This window comes from Ralstonia flaminis (assembly GCF_958415495.1).
GTDB classification, from domain to species: Bacteria; Pseudomonadota; Gammaproteobacteria; order Burkholderiales; family Burkholderiaceae; genus Ralstonia; species Ralstonia flaminis.
Genome location: NZ_CATZLL010000014.1, coordinates 42,306 through 61,563 on the forward strand (window position 1 = coordinate 42,306; position 19,258 = coordinate 61,563).

Annotated in this window: 14 protein-coding genes; 2 read left to right on the forward strand and 12 right to left on the reverse strand. The window is 65.1% G+C overall.

Annotation, left to right across the window (positions count from 1 at the left end):
* Nucleotides 1-74: 74 nt before the first annotated feature.
* From R2N11_RS19810 to wecB, 11 genes are read right to left on the reverse strand one after another with little or no spacing between them, the layout of a single operon-like run.
* On the reverse strand, nucleotides 75-998 hold the full coding sequence (locus R2N11_RS19810) for an alpha-amylase family protein (RefSeq protein ID WP_316682110.1): 924 nt from the start codon (nucleotides 996-998) through the stop codon (nucleotides 75-77).
* Nucleotides 991-2,481, reverse strand: coding sequence for an AMP-binding protein (locus R2N11_RS19815; protein ID WP_199032834.1), 1,491 nt, complete (start codon nucleotides 2,479-2,481; stop codon nucleotides 991-993). The genes R2N11_RS19810 and R2N11_RS19815 overlap by 8 nt, the downstream gene beginning before the upstream one ends.
* A gap of 9 nt (nucleotides 2,482-2,490) precedes the next feature.
* A complete protein-coding gene (locus tag R2N11_RS19820; RefSeq protein ID WP_430715461.1) occupies nucleotides 2,491-2,733 on the reverse strand; it encodes an acyl carrier protein in 243 nt (80 codons plus the stop codon).
* 18 nt (nucleotides 2,734-2,751) lie between these two features.
* Nucleotides 2,752-4,365 carry an MBOAT family O-acyltransferase gene (locus R2N11_RS19825; RefSeq protein WP_316682112.1) on the reverse strand — a complete coding sequence of 538 codons (1,614 nt, stop codon included), beginning with the start codon at nucleotides 4,363-4,365 and terminating at the stop codon, nucleotides 2,752-2,754.
* Between the two features lie 7 nt (nucleotides 4,366-4,372).
* Nucleotides 4,373-5,548 carry an alginate O-acetyltransferase AlgX-related protein gene (locus R2N11_RS19830; protein WP_316682114.1) on the reverse strand — a complete coding sequence of 392 codons (1,176 nt, stop codon included), beginning with the start codon at nucleotides 5,546-5,548 and terminating at the stop codon, nucleotides 4,373-4,375.
* Complete coding sequence (locus R2N11_RS19835; RefSeq protein WP_316682116.1) at nucleotides 5,545-6,597, reverse strand: alginate O-acetyltransferase AlgX-related protein; 1,053 nt, start codon at nucleotides 6,595-6,597, stop codon at nucleotides 5,545-5,547. Before R2N11_RS19835 ends, R2N11_RS19830 begins: the two co-directional genes overlap by 4 nt.
* A gap of 29 nt (nucleotides 6,598-6,626) precedes the next feature.
* Nucleotides 6,627-7,346, reverse strand: coding sequence for an alginate O-acetyltransferase AlgF (locus R2N11_RS19840; RefSeq protein WP_199032839.1), 720 nt, complete (start codon nucleotides 7,344-7,346; stop codon nucleotides 6,627-6,629).
* Nucleotides 7,347-7,362: 16 nt separating this feature from the next.
* Nucleotides 7,363-9,897, reverse strand: a complete 2,535-nt coding sequence (locus R2N11_RS19845) for an NfrA family protein (protein WP_316682117.1) — start codon at nucleotides 9,895-9,897, stop codon at nucleotides 7,363-7,365.
* Nucleotides 9,894-12,071, reverse strand: a complete 2,178-nt coding sequence (locus tag R2N11_RS19850; protein WP_316682119.1) for a glycosyl transferase family protein — start codon at nucleotides 12,069-12,071, stop codon at nucleotides 9,894-9,896. The genes R2N11_RS19845 and R2N11_RS19850 overlap by 4 nt, the downstream gene beginning before the upstream one ends.
* Entirely contained in the window at nucleotides 12,068-14,239 is a 2,172-nt protein-coding gene (locus R2N11_RS19855) for a cellulose biosynthesis cyclic di-GMP-binding regulatory protein BcsB (RefSeq protein ID WP_316682120.1), read from the reverse strand. Before R2N11_RS19855 ends, R2N11_RS19850 begins: the two co-directional genes overlap by 4 nt.
* A gap of 57 nt (nucleotides 14,240-14,296) precedes the next feature.
* Complete coding sequence (wecB, locus tag R2N11_RS19860; protein ID WP_199031905.1) at nucleotides 14,297-15,490, reverse strand: non-hydrolyzing UDP-N-acetylglucosamine 2-epimerase; 1,194 nt, start codon at nucleotides 15,488-15,490, stop codon at nucleotides 14,297-14,299.
* Nucleotides 15,491-17,308: 1,818 nt separating this feature from the next.
* On the opposite strand from wecB, the gene modB reads away from it, so the two are divergent.
* Together modB and R2N11_RS19870 are read left to right on the forward strand one after the other, a co-directional pair.
* The gene (gene modB / locus R2N11_RS19865; RefSeq protein ID WP_199031907.1) at nucleotides 17,309-17,995 is read left to right on the forward strand and encodes a molybdate ABC transporter permease subunit; all 687 of its coding nucleotides are present in this window, start codon (nucleotides 17,309-17,311) and stop codon (nucleotides 17,993-17,995) included.
* Nucleotides 17,992-18,759, forward strand: coding sequence for a sulfate/molybdate ABC transporter ATP-binding protein (locus R2N11_RS19870; RefSeq protein WP_316682121.1), 768 nt, complete (start codon nucleotides 17,992-17,994; stop codon nucleotides 18,757-18,759). Before modB ends, R2N11_RS19870 begins: the two co-directional genes overlap by 4 nt.
* Here R2N11_RS19870 and R2N11_RS19875 read toward each other — a convergent pair.
* Nucleotides 18,756-19,256: a flavodoxin family protein gene (locus R2N11_RS19875; protein ID WP_199031908.1), complete on the reverse strand. Its 501-nt coding sequence runs from the start codon at nucleotides 19,254-19,256 to the stop codon at nucleotides 18,756-18,758. The two genes, R2N11_RS19870 and R2N11_RS19875, sit on opposite strands and share 4 nt — an antisense overlap.
* Between the last annotated feature and the right edge of the window lie 2 nt (nucleotides 19,257-19,258).

Genomic DNA, 19,258 nt, shown 5'->3' on the forward strand with positions numbered 1-19,258 from the left:
CGGCCGCGCTTTTTTTAGCTGAAATTCGCAGACGCCGACCCGCCCCCTCGGAATCACCGCAGCGCTTTGCGCGCCTACGAATCCTGCCCGGGCGCGACCTTAGGTGGCGCGTCCAGCGCCAATCCTGGCGTACTGCGCATCGGGTGCTTGAGCAGGCCATCCACCAGCGTTGGCGACACGTAGTGCGGCCCGTCGAACAGGTAGACCTTGAAGCCTTGGTAGTGCGCCAGTTGCGGCGCCAACTCATAGGCCGTGGCGGGACGGAATCCGCCGCGGCGTTTGGGGCGGAACGCCTCGGCTATCACACGTACCCGCTCGGTGCCAAAGCGCCCAGCCAGCGCATCCGCATAGGCGCGCGCGGTGGCCGGATCACGTTTGAATGCACCGCAACCGTCCTGCCAGAACACGCCCACATCGGCAGGCAGCCAGCGCGCAACCCATTCGGCAAAATGCTGGGCGCCGAGCTCGCTATGGTCGTACACGCTGATCCACAGCGGGCGCGGCAACCGATCCAGCGCGCGCCTGAGCCGCGCCATGTCTTTCCAGGTAGGGTCGACTTCAACCGGGAAGTACCAGCCCTCAACGTTGACAGGCGGGCGCACCGCCACCAGATGCCGCGAGCGCTCAGCAAGCTCTTCAACGTGGGCACGCGCCCAGGTTTCATCAAATGCGCCGGCCAAGCCGACGATGACGTTGCGCGCCCAGGGCTCGGCGGCGATGCGCGCCCAATCCGGCGCGTGCACTATGTCCGATGTCTTGGCGCCAGGCACGAAGGCCGCATCGTCCACAGCCGTCCATTGCACCAGCAGGTTGCTGACACCGAGCCTGTCCCAAGTCCCTTTCGGATTTTTGTGCAGGGCATCCGGCTGCCAGACGATACCCTGCGCGAGTGGCTCGCCGGCAAGCTCCTGCGCGGCCGCCCCGCCCGTCAACGCCCCTGACAGGGCCAGCGCCACGACCAGCGCGGCACACCGCCAGGAAGGACGGCGTTCATCCATTGTGCTTGCCCTCGGGGTGGCGGATCGGGTTGAGTTGCATGTCACGGTAATCCTGTGCCAGTTTGGCGCGGTCAATCTTGAAGTTGACGGACACCGGCAACGTCTGCCGCGGGATCAACTCCGACGGAATCATATACGGCGGCAGCGCCTCACCCAGCGATGCCTTCCAGTCGTGTGGCGGAAATGGCAACGGCTCCGGCAACTGCCCTTCGCCCGATGCCGGCTGCACGAAACCGACAATGCGTGCCACCGAGCCATCGGGCCGCCGCAGTGGCACGGCAGCGGCGTTCTGCACGCCGGGCAGCTTGCCGAGTGCTGCGTCGATCTCCATCAGCTCGATGCGGTAGCCGCCCACCTTGACCTGATCGTCGATCCGGCCATGGCAGAACAGACGGCCAAGCTCATCCACCGCCCCAAGGTCGCCCGTACGGAAACCGCGCGTGCCGTTGTGCGAGAACATGCGCGTGGCGTTGAGGTCTTCCCGGTTGAGATAACCGCGCATCACATGCGGCCCGGCAATGCACAGTTCGCCATCCTGCACAAAGACCTCGCTGCCGCGCTTGGGGTAGCCGATGGGCAACTTGTCTGCGCCGGCAAGCATGGCGTCGTCCACCACGATCCAGGTGGTGGCCACGGTGGCTTCGGTGGGGCCGTAAGTGTTGATGATGCGCGCCTTTGGAAAACGCTGGCGCAAGTGCCGTGCCAGCGTGACCGAAAGGACCTCGCCGCAGAACAGGAAGGTATCGAGCGTGGGCAGCCCCTGCCCCGAAAAATCCGGTTGCAGCAACTGCTGTTGCGCAAACGACGGCGTCGACACCCACGTCGTCACGCCGTGCGCGGCAAGCGTTTTCAAGAACGCATCGCCCTGCGTAATGGCCTCGCGCGAGGCCAGCACCACCGTGCCGCCCAGCGCGAGCGTGGCCATCACCTCGTACATCGACAGATCAAAGCTGAACGGTGCCTGGTTCAGGAACACCGGTGCCGTGCCCAGCGCAAAGTCATGCGCCATCCAGTCGATCAGAGTGTGGACGCTTTCCCGGCCGATCTGCACGCCCTTGGGTTCACCCGTGGTGCCCGAGGTGAACAACACGTAGGCAAGCCCTTTCTCTTGCAGCGGTTGCGGGCTGCTGGCGTGCGGCAGCGGCTCGAAGGTTGCGGTGCGCGCGTCGTAGTAGGCATGCGTGCCCAGCGTGCGCGCGATGCGGTCCATGCGCTCATCCGGGTAGATCGTATCGACGGGCACGAAGGGCGCGCCCAGCATCAGCGCACCGGCAATGGCAACGAAGAACGCTGCCTCCTTGTGCCCGCGAATGATGACCGGCACATCGGCGGCAAAGCCTGCGGCGCGTGCCTGCGTACACCAGGCAGCCGCTTCTGCCGCCAGCGCTTGCCAGGTGAGCGTGCGGTCAGCACCGATCACCGCATCGTGGTCGGGCCGCAGCCCGGTATCGACAAACGTACCCGTGTTGAGATCAAGCCGCATCGCCCTCTCCTATCTGGTGGATTGGATATAAGCTGCCAGCGCATCGACCGAAGCCAGATGCTCGGCAATTTCCGTAGGCGGCACGCGCGCGCCAAACTGCGCTTCAACCGCCATCACGATCTCGACCGCCAGAACGGAATCGACCAGGCCCGATTCGATCAGTGGCGTGCTGGGTTCGACCGTGCGCATCACAACGCTCTCTACGAGCGCTTTCACATCGGCCTGCAGGGTTTCGATTTGAGTCATGGTCATGATTGCGACTAAGCGCGGTCAGAATTGGAAATAGAGAAAACGCACTTCACCGTGCAACTGCGCCATGCAGAACAGCAGCAGAGCGACGATGACCACGCTCCAGCGCAGCGAGGGCCGCCAGCCAAAGCGCGCAGCAGCCGCATTGGCGGGACGCTCCAGCGCGGGTGAAAAACGGCCCATCCATTGATGCACGTTGGGCAGGCACCAGACGATGGCCAGCATCACCACGATCTGCAGCGCCAGCGTGGAGCGGCCCAGCACGATGCGCAGCCACTCCAGGCCGCTCATGCCGGCCTCGCCCCAGGCGGGCCAGCCAAGCGGCTCGATGCCGCGCACGCCAGCCATGCCGCCCAGCATCTGCAGCGCGTCATGCACGCCGTGGGCACGGAAGAAGATGAACGCCACCAGCGCCGCAAAGAAGGTCAGCAGCACATTGGCCGCATGACGCAGCCGCGTGGGCGCCGCTGTCTGTGCCGGCGCACCGGCCGGCGCCCGCGCAGCCTGCCACGCCCGCCAGCCATGATTGACGCTCAGAAAGGCCGCATGCAGCAGGCCGTAGATGAAGTACTGCAGCCCGGCGCCGTGCCACACCCCGGCCAGGCCCATGGTGTAGAAGGTCGGCACTGCCACGGTGGCCGCAAAACCGCCCACCGAGCGCTGCGCCAGCCGCCCGGTCGACTTGCCGCCCACCATGCGTGCGCGATTGATGCGCATGGCCAGCGGGTAGTAAAGGTAGCTGGTCAGGTAGCGCGTGAGCGTCATGTGCCAGCGCTGCCAGAACTCGATGATGCTGCCGGCCTTGAATGGCGAGTTGAAGTTAAGCGGGAAGCGCACCCCGAACATCTTCGCCAGCCCCATCGCCATGTCGGAGTAGCCCGAGAAATCGAAGTACAGCTGCATCGCATAGGCCAGGCAGGCGCCCCAGGCGGCCAGCATCTGCAACTCGTGCGGCGCGGCAAAGCCGTGGTCGGCATATGGCGCAATCGTATCGGCCAGCAACAGCTTCTTGGCCAGCCCGCAGGTGAACATGGTCAGGCCGATGGACAGGTTCTCCGCGCGCAACCGGTACGTCTCGGGGCGCGCGAACTGCGTCATCATTTCCTTGTGGTGCAGGATCGGCCCGGCAATCAGGTGCGGGAAGAACGTGACGAACTGGATGAAGCCCAGCGGATCACGCTCCTTGACGATGCCGGCATTGCAGTCGAGCAGATAGCCGATCTGCGTGAAGGTGAAGAACGACACGCCCAGCGGCAACGCCACGTCCTCCATCGCCACGGCAACCCAGCCGGCCGGCATGATGTCGGCGGCATTCACCACAACCCCGATCAATGCTGCCAGGTACTTGTAGCGCACCAGCACCGCCAGATCGACCACGATGGCGAAGGCCAGCCACGCGCGGCGTGCACGCGAGCCCGCGGGGTTGCTGAGGATCAGCCAGCTCATTGCAAAGTTGAAGGCGATCGACAGCGTGAGCAGCAGCACGAACGACGGGTTCCACCATCCGTAGAACAGGAACGACGCCACACACAGCCAGACTGACGCCGCGCGCGGCGCGCGTGCGCCGAGCAGGTAGTAGCCGGCAATCGAAACCGGCAGGAACAGCGTCAGGAAAATGAACGAGTTGAATAGCATCTCGGCCTCAATGGCTGGCGCCGTTGGGGAGGGTCTTGACCGGCAGGTGCAGCGCGTCTTCCGACATTTCCCACACCAGTACGCGCACACTCTTGGGCCACGTTGCGCGCTTGTCCCACATGGCTTGCATGGCACGGTCGAACTGGCCGTCGTCCAGGCTCACGTTCCAGACCTCGCGGCCGAGCTGTTCGCCCAGGCGCCCCGCAAACTCGCTGCGCCGTGAGAACGAACTGCCCGCCAGCATGACTTCCACCGGCGGCGCATCGTCGAGCAAGCCACCCGAATGCACCGCGCTGATGGTTTGCGGCGCCACCTGATCGGGCGCCGGGCGCCACGCATCGGACACGTCGCCAAGGCCCGCCAGCGTGAGCAGATCGCCGACACGCGGCTCGACCGCACCCTGCTGATGGTCGAAGCGTGCCTCCCCTCGCCCGCCCAGCAACGGCAGCACGGCCGCGCTGATGACATTGGCGGCGGCCTGCGCGCCATCGGCGTTCCAGTGCACATCGGTACGGAAGTACGCCGGGGCTGCCTGCTGCAACGCAGGCAACAGTTCCACACGGGTGACACCCGCGGCATCCACGGCCTGTTGCCAGCCAGTCAGGCGCTGTGTCATGCGTGCGTCCTGATGCAGGCCGCACAGCGCCTGCACTTCTACACGCGCCTTGTCGGGCACCGTCACCACCACCAAGCGGATGCCGTCCTTGCGCAGGGCATCGGCATAGCGGCGCAGCGTCGCGATGCGCGCATCGAGCAGCGCATCGGCACCGGGCATGCCAACCTGCCGCACCTGTCCGGTTGCGGCCGGTGGCGGACGCAAGCCATCGGCGTAGAAGAGCCAGCCTGGGCAGCCCTCTCGCACCTGCGGGCCAAGATCGCCCAGCACACGGTAACGTAGTGCCGCCTGCCAGCGGTGCAGCGTGCGTGCATACGGCACGTCGATGGCACTCTCAATCTGGTGGCCCAGCGTGCCGTCACGCCATCCGGCCCAATTGAACGGCTCGCCGTTGTCGGCCTGCCGGGCCAGTGCAACCGCCGCCATGCCAAGGCCGACGGCCAGAAGCACCGCCACGGTCCAGGCCAAAGCCCGGTGCCAGAGCATGGACCGATCCGGCAGCACAGCCTCTGCCGGCTCCTTGCCGGGCAGTGCGGCTGCCGAAGAACGTGCGAGCCCGTCACTCATCGCACAAGCGCCTTGTCCAGCCGGGCCAGCCACGCGTCTTCCGCCATGATCGAGGCGGCATCCCACTGCGTTGCCGCATTCGGACCGTTCATCATCTGGCCTTCATTGAACTGCCAGACCAGCGCCTTGATCTTGGCGGACTTGAACGCGGGCGATTCCAGATAGTTGAGCAACGTCTTCCACGGGCCGACGTTGCCGAACGTCCAGGTCAAACCGACGGGGGTGTCGAGGGCGTTCGAGAGCTTCTGCGGAAAACCGAGGTACGGCTGCACCATGCTGTTGCCAACCACCTGCACCGCAGACGGTGCGCTGTCGAGCAAGTCCTTGTTGTTGCCGGCCTGGCGAACGAAGAAGTGGTCCTTGCCGACCGCCTTCTTCTTTTCCGGCGGCAACAGGTCGGCCAGATCGCCGTAGCTGATCTCTTCGGTCCATTTGCCAAGCCGGGTACCGCCACCCGTGCGCTCCGTAAACAAGCCGCGCGCCTGCAGCAGCTTGGCGGTTGCGGCGGCATTGGCCTCGGCCGCACGTGCAGACCAGTGATAGTCGGCACGGATGAACGTGGTGTCGTCGGTCGGGTTGACGGTGGCAATCGCGGCCTCCGCGTCAACCATGTCGAGCCCGATCTTGCCGGCATGGGCAGCCAATGCGGCGTAGCGGCCCTTCACCGCCGGTGACAGCGTCATGCCATCGGGCAGCTTGTCGGCATAGGCGCGGGCCTTGAGCGGTGCGATGACGATCACCGTGCGGATATCGGCGGCGGTGAGCTTGTCGGCCGCCTTGCGAATAAGATCGAGCGCTTGCAGGCAGCCGCCGGTATCGTCTTCGGCCAGGCTCTCCCAACCGGGGAACAGCCAGCGGTCGCGCCCTTCAATGATGGTCTGAGCCTTGGTGGCGGGCGCTTGCGCACCCTGCACGGCAAGGGCGAGGCTCGGCAACCCGGTCAGTGCACCGGCCAACGGTGCTGCACCCAGTGAGAACAGCACGCGGCGGCGGCGGGCATCGATGGTCTGGCTGTCGAAGCCGAGTGGCGAACGAAGCGATACGGTCATGGTGTGGCCTTCAAGTTCGTTGGTGAGATTCACTTCTTGGCAGGCGGCCAAGCGATGTCATCGCGCACGCCGGTGAGTACAGGCTTGGCAGCATCGCCCGCCAGAAACAGGCTGTAGCTGTCACCCGCAGCCAGCGTGGGCAACTGAAGCGGCGCCGTCGTGGCGTTGCCGCAGCTGCCCGTCAGGCGAGCGGCAATCGGGTTGATGGCGCGGGCCTGCTGCGTGCCCGCAGGCACCTGCGCAAACACGGTGGGGCCGTTGTCGGCCACGGCGATCTTCCCCGTGCAGGCACCTGCAACGTTGTAGACACGCAGCGTGGCGCGCATGGCATCCAGGCGCTCCTGCGGATTGGCCACACGCGTGGCGCGCCAGCCTTGCGACTCACGTGTGAGCATCACGGTGATGGCCTGGCCGGCGGTGGCGTCACTGGCTGACGCTGCGCCTGCGGCATCTGCGGCAGTTGCCTGCACAGGTTCGCGGCCATCGACCGTCACACGCAACGGCGTGCCTGGGGTCACCACGCTCAAGCGCGTCGACGCGCCGGCTGCCAGCGTTTGCGCGGCTTCGCTGCCCGGCAGCGTCACGCGGGCCGGCTGGGCGGCAAGGTTGACTACGCGCACATACGTGGCGTTGGCGGGCGGCTGCGGGCCGTACAGGCTGGCAACATCCTGCGCGGCGGCGTGCGCGGAAGCGGGCACGCCCAGCACGAGCACAGTGCCCAGCGCGCGCATCAGGTCGGTCAATGTCATGCGACGTTGCATAGGATCAATAGGAATAGATGGCGTTGAAGAACACTCCGCGGGCCCGGTCGTCCCCAGCCAGCTTGAAGCGGTATTGCAAGGACAGGTCGACGTACGACTGCGGCGCGTCGTACTTGCTCTCGCGAAAGACGTAGCGCGTGGACACTCCCACCCCCGCGCCAATCGGCACACTGCTGTTGACGCTGCTGTCGTAGTCCGCACCAACAACCACGTACGGGAACACCGTCCAGCGCGGGCTGACACTGTCGATGCGGTAGGTGCGGCCGAACTCGGCGTTGGCGGTGGCGTAGTTGGTGCCGGCCTGCAGGTAGCGCCCGGCTTCTGCGTACAGGCGGCCGGTCCACCACGACGGGACATCGATGCGGCGCTCGGTGCCGAAGCCGTCGGAATAGGCTGCACGCGCCAGCCAATCGCCGTTGGCGGCGGAGCCGATCGGAATCACGCGCTCAATGGCGAAGATCGCGTTCACGTCGGCAAACGGTTTGACGCGCGCGCCCACTGAGGCCTGCAGTGTCTGGGCACCGCTGGACTCCCCTCCCTTGACGCCAAAGCTCTCGAAGGCGCGGGCATAGACCTCGAACATCCGATCGCCCAGCGGACCCAATGGGCGCCAGTACGCCTCCAGGCCCGCCTGCCAGGCGTTGGCGTCGCCGGGCGTGGTGGCCAGCAGCGGACCCGATGGCATACCGCCGCCACGGTAGCTGAGCGTGGCATCAAAGCCCCAGTTGCGCGTGGCTTCTGCGTGCGCTTCGCGCATGTCGAGCATCGCCTGCGGCGTGGGCGGCGGGTCGTCGCCCTCCGGCTGCGCCAGACCCTCATCGATGGCGCGTTCCAAATGTGCGATGGCAAGCTGGTTACGGCGCGCCGCCAGAGCCGAATAGGCGGCATCCGTACGCTCGTCCACGGACAACGGCGTGATCTGGTCCGCGCGCTCGAACAGGTCGGAGGCAACCTTGTCATCGCCCGCGCGCTGCGCGATGTACGCGGCGGAAAGCGGGGGCAAGGCATCGAGCAGCCCATCGTCAACGATCGCCTTCGATTCGCTTGTCGCTGCTCGCTCCTGCTTGGCGTCGATCAGCGCGTTGACCAGATCAACGCGGTGCTGTGCATCCTGCGGAGCAGCCTCCACGGCCTGACGGGCGAACTCAAGCGCCGCCTTGGTGTTTTTCGCTTCAGCGGCGCGGGCAGCGGCCTGCGCCGGCACAAAGCCGGGGTCTGCCGGATACAGATCGCAGTCCGACCCGAACTCGCTGCTGGCGCAGTCGATGACCGGGCGCGCCGCCACGGCCACGCGTTGTGCGGCCGTCTCGGCGGGCGAAGCCGGCGCGGCCGTTGCGGCCTGCGCCGTTGTCTGCACAGTTTTCAGCTGCAGGCGCGCGCTATGCACGCGCATGGTGATGAGCGAATCCGTGTCGTCATCAATCGGCTTGAGAGTGCCGAGCATGTCGATCACGCGCTGCGGCTCGCCCTGAGCCAGCCAGATATCGGCAACGATGGTCTGCATCGAACGCCGCACCGCGGCGGTGGCATCGGTTTGCTTGAGCGCCTGCGCAAGGTCAGCGTTTGCTGCCTCCGACTTGCCTTGCGCCGCGCGTGCATAGCCGCGCAACGTCCAGGCCATGATTTCCGTATCGTCGTAGGCAATGGCGTCATCCATGGCCCGCTCTACGCCAGGCAGATCGCCCGTGGCCAGCAGCCCGTCGATAAGTTGCAAGCGGTAGTCGAAACGCGCCGGCGCATAAACGACCGCCTGGCGTGCCAACTCGATGGCGCGCGCTGTATCGCCCGACTGGCGCGCGTTGAGCGCCTCCTCCGCCACCTTCATACCCAGGCCAACACCAATGAACTCGCGGCGGATGCGCAACGGCTCGCTGTCGCCAAACTGGCGGACGGCAGCCATATCGGCGTTCCACGCAGCGGCGTCATCGCCGGCCGCGCTGGAGGCGTCGATCAGCAATAGGCGAAAGCGCTTCAGATCGGGGCGCAGCGCAGTGACTTCGTTGGCGTAGCGCGCGGCACCGGCAAAGTCCTTGGCGTTGTATGCCTTATAAGCGTTCTGCGCGGCCTCCAGCGCGTCGCCGGTCAGCAGCGGACCGCCCTCCTCGTCCTTGGCCTGCCCATGCCCGGCCGTATTGGCAGGCGCCCGCAAGGCGGCAACGCGCCTGCGCTGTTCGGCAAGCTGCCGGTCCGGGCCAAAACGCGCGGTAGCGCCATTGAGCACGCGCTCGGCTTGCGCATACTGCCGTTGCGCCGCCAGTGCGTCCGCCAGCAACAGATGGAGCGACATGACGTCGGGCCGCTGCCGAATCGCCTCGCGCGCCAGTGCGACGCAACTGCTGTACGCGCGGCGCTTGCAGGCGTCGTAGGCCTGCTGTGCGACGCGATAGGCGGCACCCGCCAATGGCAAGGGCTTGGTGTCATGCGCTTGGGCATGCAGCAGCGTGGGGGCGCACAGTGCGCTCGCCAACGCGGCCGTCACCAAGCGCGCCGGAAGACGTTGCTGGAATGCGCGTGCGGGTATCACGTTCGGTTGCCTCATGCCGCTGCCGCCAGCACGCCGCCCAGGCGGTGCTGCTCCTTGATCACGTCGTCCAGTGCCTCGGGCGAGATCACGCCGCGGCTCACCATGTAGTCGCCGATACGGCCGTCGCGATGCGGGCTGTAGTCGCGCAGCGTGGCATCGAATGTTTCGCGCAGCACATGGCCACGCTCGATCAGCAGATCGCCCAGCAGCGGCACGCCACGCGCCGGGGCGGTACCGTCTGCCTGAGCGGCATGCGGCGCAAATGCGCCTGCGTCAACCACGCTCATGCCGCGCAACTGGCGCAGGCCCATGGCAATTTCGCCTTCACGCACGATCCGCTGCACCACGTCGCGCTGCAGTTCGGCTGCCACCTGCGCAAGCTCCGCGTCCTGCAGTGGGCTGGCGACCAGCACCACCAGGCGTCCGGCAGCGTCTTCGCCCTGCGGCAGCACGCGGTGGCGGATCACAGTGTCAAGCGGTAGCAAATGCGCATGCGCGCGCAGTTGCCCCAGGTCGAGTGCTCCGCGCTCCAGGTCCGCCTGGAAGGCAATCGCCTCGGCGAGCGTTTCGTCGTCCAGCCAGCCTTTGGCCATCAGCACACGGCCCAGGGGCGCCTGGCGGGCATGCGCGTCCTGCAGCGCCTGGTCCAGGTTCTCCTGCCCGATCGCCTGCCACGTCACCAGCAGTTCGCCCAACCGCGGACGCTCGCCGGTAAAGCCGTCTTCCGACGGGAAATCGTGCATGGTCTTGTCCCATGCCAGCCGCTTGCCGGTCACCAGATGGGTCAGGAACATCTTCCAGGCCCGCGATACCGCCATGAAGTTGATGAAGTTGCCGACGATCATGCGCGGCACCGACAGCACACCGTGCTCCCACCCATAGAGCTGCGTGACGAAATACACCCGCTGCACCACACGCAGCGTCAGCGCGATGGCGTTGAACCACAGCAGCGTGCCCAGCCATTCATATTTCGACAGCGGCGAGGCAATCAGCTCGGGCATCCATCCAAACTGGTCTGCCACCGCAAACAGCAAAAACTGCACGATGAGCACGTAGGCCAGAATGCCGACAAACGCGGTGACGATGCCCTTGCGGTCACGCGCGAGCAGGTAGCGGTTGGCCGGCCCGCCCGTCCAGCCGGTCTGCTTCCAGCCCTGCAGGCCGATGCCCAGTGCCCAGCGCGCCCGCTGCCGGTAGGCCGTGCGGAAGGTATCGGGAAAGAACTCGCGCACGCACAGCGGCATGGTGAGTGTGAATTCGCGCTCTGGCCCCAGGCCGAACCACGATTTGCGACGCATGCTGAACTGCACAGGAAAGCGTGCAAAGATCGACTGCATGCCCATCTTGCCCAGCCGCGCGCCCACGTCGTAGTCCTCGGTCAGGCTTTCGGTATTGAAGGGCTGGTTGTCTGTCTCGGCCGCAAGGGCCAGCAGCGCGCGCCGCGAGAAGCAGGTCCCGACGCCGGCCGACGGCACCGTACCTGCCAGGCTCTCGCGCACCACGAGGTCCTTGCCGTGCCACTCGGCAAATTCATCCATGTAGGTGCCGGCCACCAGCTCGAACCAGTTCCGCTCCAGCGATGCCACCGGCAGCTGGATCATGTCCTTGCGCGGCAACAGGTAGTTGTAGAAGCGCAGCTCCAGCGGATGCAGCACGTCCTCGCTGTCATGCAGCACCACGCCGGCAAACTCGATGTTGTGGTCGCGCTCGTGCTTGAAGATGGCCTGGATGACCCAGTTCAGGCAGTCGGCCTTACAGGTCGGGCCATCGTGCGGCACTTCCACGCGGCGCAGCTGCTTGTAGCGACGGCGCATGCGCTCCACTTCATTGATGGTTTGCGCGTCGTTCTGGTACGTGCCGACAAACACCATGTAGCTGCGGTAGTCCATCACGCCCACCATGTTCTCGATCATGGCTGCGATCACGTCGTACTCCAGCCATGCCGGCACCATGATGGCGATCGGCTGTTCGGCACGGGCCTTGAGCTGCTCGGCCGTCAGGGGCGTGTACACGCGCTTGACCGTGAAGAAGCGATAGACCTCACGTATCCAGTACCACACGTCGATGAACAGATCGTCGAGACTCGAAATCAGGATGAGCACCGCCACCACGATGGCCAGCAACTCCAGCCCGTGGTAGTACTGGGCCAGCAGGTGGCCCGCATACCATTGGATGACCTCGAACGTCACGACTTGGACTGACGACGCCGGCGTGCGTAGCCCGCCACCGCCAGCAGGATCAGGAACACCAGCACCACGACGCCCGGCCCTGCCCACGACCAGAAGCTCTTGGTCAGGCGCGGACGATCGTCATCGCTGGGCAGCACTTCACCAGGGTGCAGCGTGTCGAACACGCGGGCGATGCCGTCACTGGCCACCACCGCCACGTCGCCGCGCGACAGGCGCAGCGTGGCCGGCAATACCGGCGCCACCGGCCCGACCGTGCGGTAGACCACGCCTGTCGCACTGCCCGCCTTCGCCACCTGGACGATGCCGAGGTTGGTCAGGCCCGAAACATCGGCCAGCAGCTTGTCGGAGGCTGTCGTCAACGTCAGGCGATCTTTTGACAGCACGGCACGGCCGGTCTCGTCGCGCAGGGGCACGTCGATTGCCAGGAAGGTGTCTTTGGGCGTAGCCGCCTCGTTATCCGCAACCGCTGTGAGCTGGCTACGCGTGGGTGCGATCCCGGCGGCGTTGGCGAGGCGTGCAACGCGTGGCAGCGTTGCCGCTGCATCCCCCAGATAGGCGGCCGGTACGATCACGTTGGCCTGCGAGGCAAAGCGCGCAACCATGCCGGTAAAGTCCGGGTCCAGGCTGGCGGTTTCCAGCGTCACGTGGCTGCTCGGCAGTACGGCCACCGGATAGCCTTGCAGACGGGCCCGGCAGCCGTCTTCAGGCGGGCGCTGGAACAGCACGCGCAACAGATTCGATGCCCCCAGCGCGTAGCGCGGAATGCGCGCCGTAATGCGCTGCACACGGCCGTTCTGGTTGAGCAGCTCCGAGCCGATCAGCATGCCGTTGAAATAGACCGACGCCACCTGACCGCTCACACTGGCCGACGGCGCTGCCGCAATGTCGAGCACCACTTCGCCCGGCAGCTTGCCCTGGCCGGAGACGGTGCTCAGGTCAAAGCTGGCATCCCACGTTGCACGGCCCAGCACCTCCATCGTCCGGGGCTCGCCGCCCAGCAGCGACAGCGCAACCTTGTCGCCATACGCGTGCGGTGCGCCTTCCAACTGGTGCACCACGATTCGGTTGGAGGTATCGATCGGCCGCCATGCCGCAGCCAATGCGGCCACCCCGCCAACATCGCCCGTCACGATCACGACTTGCCCCGGCAGATGCGCAAGCCGGACTTCACCTGCTGCCAACGGCTCAGTGATGGGCGCCCAGGTCTGCGCACGCCATTGGTCAAAGGCTTCGGCACCCGGCGCGGAGACTGCGGCAACCTGCGCGCGCAATGCATCCAGCGATGCCTTCAGGCTCGCGCGCAACGCGTCATCCGCCACCACGATGTCTGGCGCGAATGCCGAGCGCGACGCCAGCAGCACGAACGCGCCCACCTCCGCCGGGTTGGTCAGCTTGCGCTGGCCGCCAGCCGCCAGCGCGGCAAATGCCGGCGCCGCCTGCAATGCCTTGGGCACGCTCACACCGGTCAGGTCAACCGTATCCCCCACAACAGGCCACGCACGCACAACAGGACGCTTGTTCTCTGCCTGGAGCAGCGCGATCGTTCGCCAGCTCACGTCGTACGCCGGCGCCGCCACCTTGTTTGCGCTCAGCGCGACGGTCGGTGCCGTCGGCAATGCGCTCCACGCGGTGCGCAAGTCCTTGACCGCAGCCGGATCAAAGCGATAGACGAGCCGCGACGTGGGGGTGATCCGCAGCACGTTGCCGATGGCGGTCTGGTCGGTACAGATGGTGTCGTTGATGACGGACGACCACTGTAGCCCCAGACGGACGAAGCCCGTGGGCCGCGGGCCGCCATCAACACCAAGGCTGGCCGTCGCATCACCCTGAAACTGGGTAAAGCCGCGCGCCAGCACCGGTGCGCCGTCCAGCGACACGAGCATGGTGGTGCGACCGCCGTCTGCGCGCATGTAGCTGCCGTCAAGCTGGAGCGTTGCATCGGAGATCGGCAGGTTGGCGGGCACCGGCAGGTACAGCTCGCGGATGGCATCCGGCGCCTGCAGCACCAGCGGCTCGCGCATGCCAACATCGGCCAGCGACAGGCTGCGCGTCACGACATGCCCCTGCGAGAGCTGAGCCAGTGCCGCGCCAACGTCGTCCGGCGCAGCTTGAGCACCGCCCGCGACCAGCATGGCAACCGCAAACGTTGCCAGCGAAGCGCGTGTCATGCCGCGAAAAGAGCGTTCAGAATTCACGTCGATAGTCTCGCAATGATTGAGGGTGCGTTACCGCAGCAGGGGTTCAGGGGCAGCCACGGCGATGGGAGGATGCCCAGCGCCGTCGGCGTTGAATTCCTTGAACGGCTGCCCCGTTAGTGCAGCCACGATGCGGGCCGATGCGTGACCATCGCCATAAGGGTTGGAGCGGCCAGCGAACGTCTCGCCGACTGCCAGGTAATCCAGCACCATGCGCGCTTCCCGCACAATCGTTTCGCGCTGCGTACCGACCAGGCGTACCGTACCAGCTGCAATCGCCTCCGGACGCTCCGTCACGTCACGCATCACCAGCACCGGCTTGCCCAGCGCAGGCGCCTCTTCCTGGATACCACCCGAGTCAGTGAGGATGAGCGCCGAGCGCTGCATCAAGCGCACGAAGGTCAGGTAGTCCAGCGGCTCGATCAGGTGCACGTTGGACTCACCACTGAGTGCCTGCCGAACCGGTCCGCTGACGTTGGGGTTGAGGTGCACCGGATAGACGATCTGCGCGACATTGCTGCGCGCAAGATCGCCCAGCGCAGCGATGATCTCCGCAAAACCTGCCCCGAAGTTCTCGCGGCGGTGGCCGGTGACCAGCACCACTGGTTGCTGAGGATCGAGAAACGCCAGCGTCTGATCGAGTTGCGCACGCAGTGCGGCGTCAGCATCGATGCGCGCGGCGCTCAGATAGAGCGCGTCGATCACGGTATTGCCCGTCACGATGATGCGCCCCGACAGCGACTCCGCCAGCAGATTGATCCTGGAGCTGTCGGTTGGCGCAAACATCAGGTCGCTCATCACGTCGATCACGCGGCGGTTCATCTCTTCAGGCCATGGCTGCGCGAGGTTTCCGGTCCGCAGGCCCGCTTCCACGTGCCCGATCGGGATCTGCCGGTGGAACGCGGCCAACGCGGCGGCACAGGCAGTGGTGGTATCGCCGTGCACCAGCACGCGGTCCGGCTTCTCAGTGGCAAGCACTTCGTCAATCGAGGCAATCAGCCGCGAGGCAAGACCGTTGAGTGTCTGGTTGCCGGTCATCAGCGCAAGGTCGTGATGCGGCTGGACACCAAACAGGTCGAGCACTTGCGACAACATGGTGCGGTGTTGCCCCGTCACGCAGACGATGGACTCCACGCCCGGCGTCTGCTCGAGTTGCTTGACCACCGGTGCCATCTTGATGGCCTCGGGCCGCGTACCGAAGATGGAAAGGATCTTGGTTGACATCAGGATTCGTTCTCTCGCTCTTGCAAATGCATCGCTACGGTCGGCAATGGCCGCGAAGCGAAACAGCCACGGTTCTCAATCCAAGCGGGGCGCGACATTACAGGGCACCAGCGTTCGCATGCAACGCCAGCGGCCATCACCCGGCTCACAACGACTTCAGCAGAAAGGTTGAGTGCGGGCGTGCAGAGATCACCCACGAGCGCACGTAGCGCTAAATCACCTATCCGAAATGCTTGGCCCAATCACCAATCGATCGGTTGACTCGACCACGTACAGCCCGCTGTGCAGCGCCAAGGGCAGCAACACCACGCCGGGCGCGCAGCGGCGCGCGCCAAGTCAACCCTGGAGCACAGCGCTCCTGGGCCTGGAAAATGTCAGCAGAGAATCAGGTCGGGCCGAACAGGAAGTCAGCCCGCGTGCCGTAGCGGCACGGGTGTGTTGGCAGAGGGGACGTCGTCCCTTTCCGTGTGATGGAAGTGAGCGCAGCAATCCCTTGCCAGGATTCGCTGCGCATCACCATCGTGCGTTGTTTCATGACCTTCCCCGTCACCAATAGAACAGACCAACATCGTCCGACCACCAACCCAAGGCTTAAACCTTTTTATTGATTTGATTACTTATTTTTCTTGTTCTCATACCCCCCCATGCCCGCGCACCAGCGCGTCTCGGTGGGTACAGCGATGCGCATACTAGCCCAAGACCCCTGACACGTCTCCACCAACCTGTGGGGAGTACTGGCTTTCCAACAATTGTTGATTATTCAGTTAGCGTTTCTTCACAGCCGCTGGATACCGATCAAGTTATGAAGCAAACAACATATTGAGAAAGCACTAGGATATTTGTTTGACAGCGACGACCGAAAAAGCACAATCGCGTGCATTGCCGCCTTTTAATTCCCCAAAGCACTGCCCGCGTCATTTCGTCGCAATTCGCACTCAATACCAGGAGAGATGGCCGCCGCTCCACACGCCATTCCCGACCGCGCGCTGCCAGCAGCGCCGTGAGCAACCTGCACGCGCACGCAACGCGGCCAACACCAGGCTCCTTATCATCCGTTCTTGGAATACGGCGCTATCCTGATCAACTCACGGCGAATGCCGTGTATGCCCAAGAACTCCGGGCAACACAAGATATTTGCAGCATGCCAACGCTCATTATTGTGGTGCGGAGCCGCTTTCCATCGCCACGCGCTCTTCCAAATGAAGTGATACCCCCGAATTACCTACACCACCCCACGCAAGGCATTTAATATCTAATTAGCCATCAAAACATGGCGAATGCGCCTAAATTGCTTGCCATGGCATGATTGATGAAGTGGCCCACACCGCACTACCAAAGCAGATGTACACACTTCTCAAGCGATTTCAAATGCGCTAGCACAGATTGAATTTTACAGGAATGCAAAAGCGATATCAGCCTGCCGCACCCACCCATTCGGGGGGTCTGAATTCAAATACCTTTGATTGAACGACAATTTGTTTTGATTGAACGTCATCTCACATTGGCAAACAGCAACTGCAGAGCCATGCTCAGATGACCCACCCACATACCGTGGCGCGCCGCAACCCGGGCAACCGCCGACATGACATTGGTCGTAGCCAGCCGTGGCTGTTTAGCCGGGCGCGCACCTGAGGATCCGGCACCACCCTGCGTGCCTACGCTGCGCCTCCGTCTCTGGCCAAGGGTATTTCCCGCGTTTCATGTGCGGCATCAAGCGCAACGGATTGACCAGTCGTTATAACCAACTCTATATTGCGCTAAACGCACCCGCCGGCCCCTTCGCCCTCCACGCCCCCCCCTGGCACACCACGCATCCGCATGACCGATTCCGTTTGGACGCCCCTGCTGCTCTCCCTCAAAGTGGCGGGCTGGGCAACCGCCCTCAACCTCATCCTGGGCGTAGCCGCAGCCTACGCGCTGGCGCGCACGCGCAGCCGCCTGCGTGACCTGATCGACTCTGTGCTGACGCTGCCGCTGGTGCTGCCACCCACCGTGCTGGGCTACTACCTGCTGGTGCTGCTGGGCCGGCGTGGCACGATCGGCGGATGGCTGGACAGCATGGGCATCCAGCTGGTCTTCACCTGGCAAGGGGCGGTCATTGCCTCGACGGTCGTCGCGTTTCCGCTGGTCATGAAGTCAGCGCGTGCCGCATTTGAAAGCGTCGATCACCAGTTGGAGAATGCTGCCCGCGTGCTCGGCCTACCGGAAGCCGCCGTGTTCTTTCGCGTGACGCTGCCACTGGCTGCGCGCGGCATTGCAGCCGGTGTCTTGCTGGCGTTCGCGCGTGCACTGGGTGAATTTGGTGCCACGCTCATGATTGCCGGCAACCTGCCTGGCCGCACGCAGACGCTGTCGGTCGCCATCTATGAAGCCGTGCAGGCCGGCGACGATGCCACGGCCAACACGCTGGTGTTGATCACCTCGCTCACTTGCATCGTCGTGCTGGTGGTTGCCAGCCGTCTGCTGCAAGGCCGCGCACCCAGCCTGCAGGAGCAACCGGCATGAGCGCCAATCCCGCTGCGATGGTGGATCTCGTCATACAGAAAACACTGACGAGCGCTGCGCGCGTGTTCTCGCTGGACATTGCCGTGCGCTCCGACAGCCGACGCGTGGTGCTCTACGGCCCGTCTGGCGCCGGCAAGAGCCTCACCATGCGCGCCATCGCCGGCCTGATGACGCCTGACCGGGGCCGCATCGTGCTGAATGGCCGCACGCTGTTCAACCACGCAGATGGCGTCAACCTCAGCACGCAGGAGCGCCGCGTCGGCTACCTCTTCCAGGACTACGCCCTCTTCAACTACCTGACGGTGGCGCAGAACATCGGCTTTGGGCTCAAGCGCGGGTGGTTCAATCCGCCTCGCCGCCTGAATGGTCAGCACGACGCACGCGTGCAGCAGTGGATCGAGACCTTCGAACTGGAGGCGGTCGCCGCCAACTACCCAACGCAGATATCCGGTGGACAGCGACAACGCGTGGCGCTCGCCCGGGCACTGATCGCCGGGCCCTCCATGCTGCTGCTCGACGAGCCCTTTGCCGCGCTGGACCCGGCATTGCGCACGCGCATGCGCTCAGAATTATCGGCGCTGCAGCAGCGGCTGGATGTACCGATGCTGATGATCACGCACGATCCCGCGGACGTGGAGATCTTCGGCGACCATGTGTTCGAACTGCGCGATGGCCGTGTCGTGGCCGATGCGGTGCGCTCGCCCGAGGCGGCGCCACTGTCGCCGTATCCGCACTTGACGGCGGTCGCGAACCGCCAGTCCTAGAACACGCCCAGCGCCAGCCCTGTCGCCAGGGCTTCGCCCAGTGCGCGGCAACGCTCCAAATCTTCTGCACCGATCTGCTTGGCGGCCAGGATGGCCTCGGGCGCCTGCGCGTGGGTACAGACGATGATCGGCTCGGCCACGGGCCTGAGCCGCCAGCCGGTGGCGATGCGTTCGATCTGCCGCGCAGCGTTGTGCCCATCGCTGCCAGCGCAGACCAGGCAAGCGTACGGGCGACCATTGATGCGGTCGAGCACGGGGTAGTAGCTGCGGTCAAAGAAATCCTTGAGCTGCCCACTGATGGCGGCCAGGTTTTCCGGTGTGGCAAAGAGGTAGCCATCGGCTGTCAACACGTCGCCGGGGCCAGCCTGCGTCGCTTGGAGCAGGCGTACCGCAACACTGCCCTCCGCGGCGGCGCCGGCCTGCGCGGCTTCCGCCATCTGCCGCGTGCCGCCCGTCATCGAGTGATAGACGATCAGCAGCGTCTTGAGCGCGGCCATGA

Excerpts from the sequence above, each read along its gene's own strand:
- modB (WP_199031907.1), top strand. The coding sequence starts at position 17,309 with ATGACCGATTCCGTTTGGACGCCCCTGCTGCTCTCCCTCAAAGTGGCG.
- R2N11_RS19815 (WP_199032834.1), bottom strand. The coding sequence starts at position 2,481 with ATGCGGCTTGATCTCAACACGGGTACGTTTGTCGATACCGGGCTGCGG.
- R2N11_RS19835 (WP_316682116.1), bottom strand. The coding sequence starts at position 6,597 with ATGACCGTATCGCTTCGTTCGCCACTCGGCTTCGACAGCCAGACCATC.
- R2N11_RS19830 (WP_316682114.1), bottom strand. The coding sequence starts at position 5,548 with ATGAGTGACGGGCTCGCACGTTCTTCGGCAGCCGCACTGCCCGGCAAG.
- R2N11_RS19875 (WP_199031908.1), bottom strand. The coding sequence starts at position 19,256 with ATGGCCGCGCTCAAGACGCTGCTGATCGTCTATCACTCGATGACGGGC.
- R2N11_RS19810 (WP_316682110.1), bottom strand. The coding sequence starts at position 998 with ATGGATGAACGCCGTCCTTCCTGGCGGTGTGCCGCGCTGGTCGTGGCG.
- R2N11_RS19820 (WP_430715461.1), bottom strand. The coding sequence starts at position 2,733 with ATGACCATGACTCAAATCGAAACCCTGCAGGCCGATGTGAAAGCGCTC.
- R2N11_RS19840 (WP_199032839.1), bottom strand. The coding sequence starts at position 7,346 with ATGACATTGACCGACCTGATGCGCGCGCTGGGCACTGTGCTCGTGCTG.
- R2N11_RS19825 (WP_316682112.1), bottom strand. The coding sequence starts at position 4,365 with ATGCTATTCAACTCGTTCATTTTCCTGACGCTGTTCCTGCCGGTTTCG.
- R2N11_RS19870 (WP_316682121.1), top strand. The coding sequence starts at position 17,992 with ATGAGCGCCAATCCCGCTGCGATGGTGGATCTCGTCATACAGAAAACA.
- R2N11_RS19855 (WP_316682120.1), bottom strand. The coding sequence starts at position 14,239 with ATGACACGCGCTTCGCTGGCAACGTTTGCGGTTGCCATGCTGGTCGCG.
- R2N11_RS19845 (WP_316682117.1), bottom strand. The coding sequence starts at position 9,897 with ATGAGGCAACCGAACGTGATACCCGCACGCGCATTCCAGCAACGTCTT.
- wecB (WP_199031905.1), bottom strand. The coding sequence starts at position 15,490 with ATGTCAACCAAGATCCTTTCCATCTTCGGTACGCGGCCCGAGGCCATC.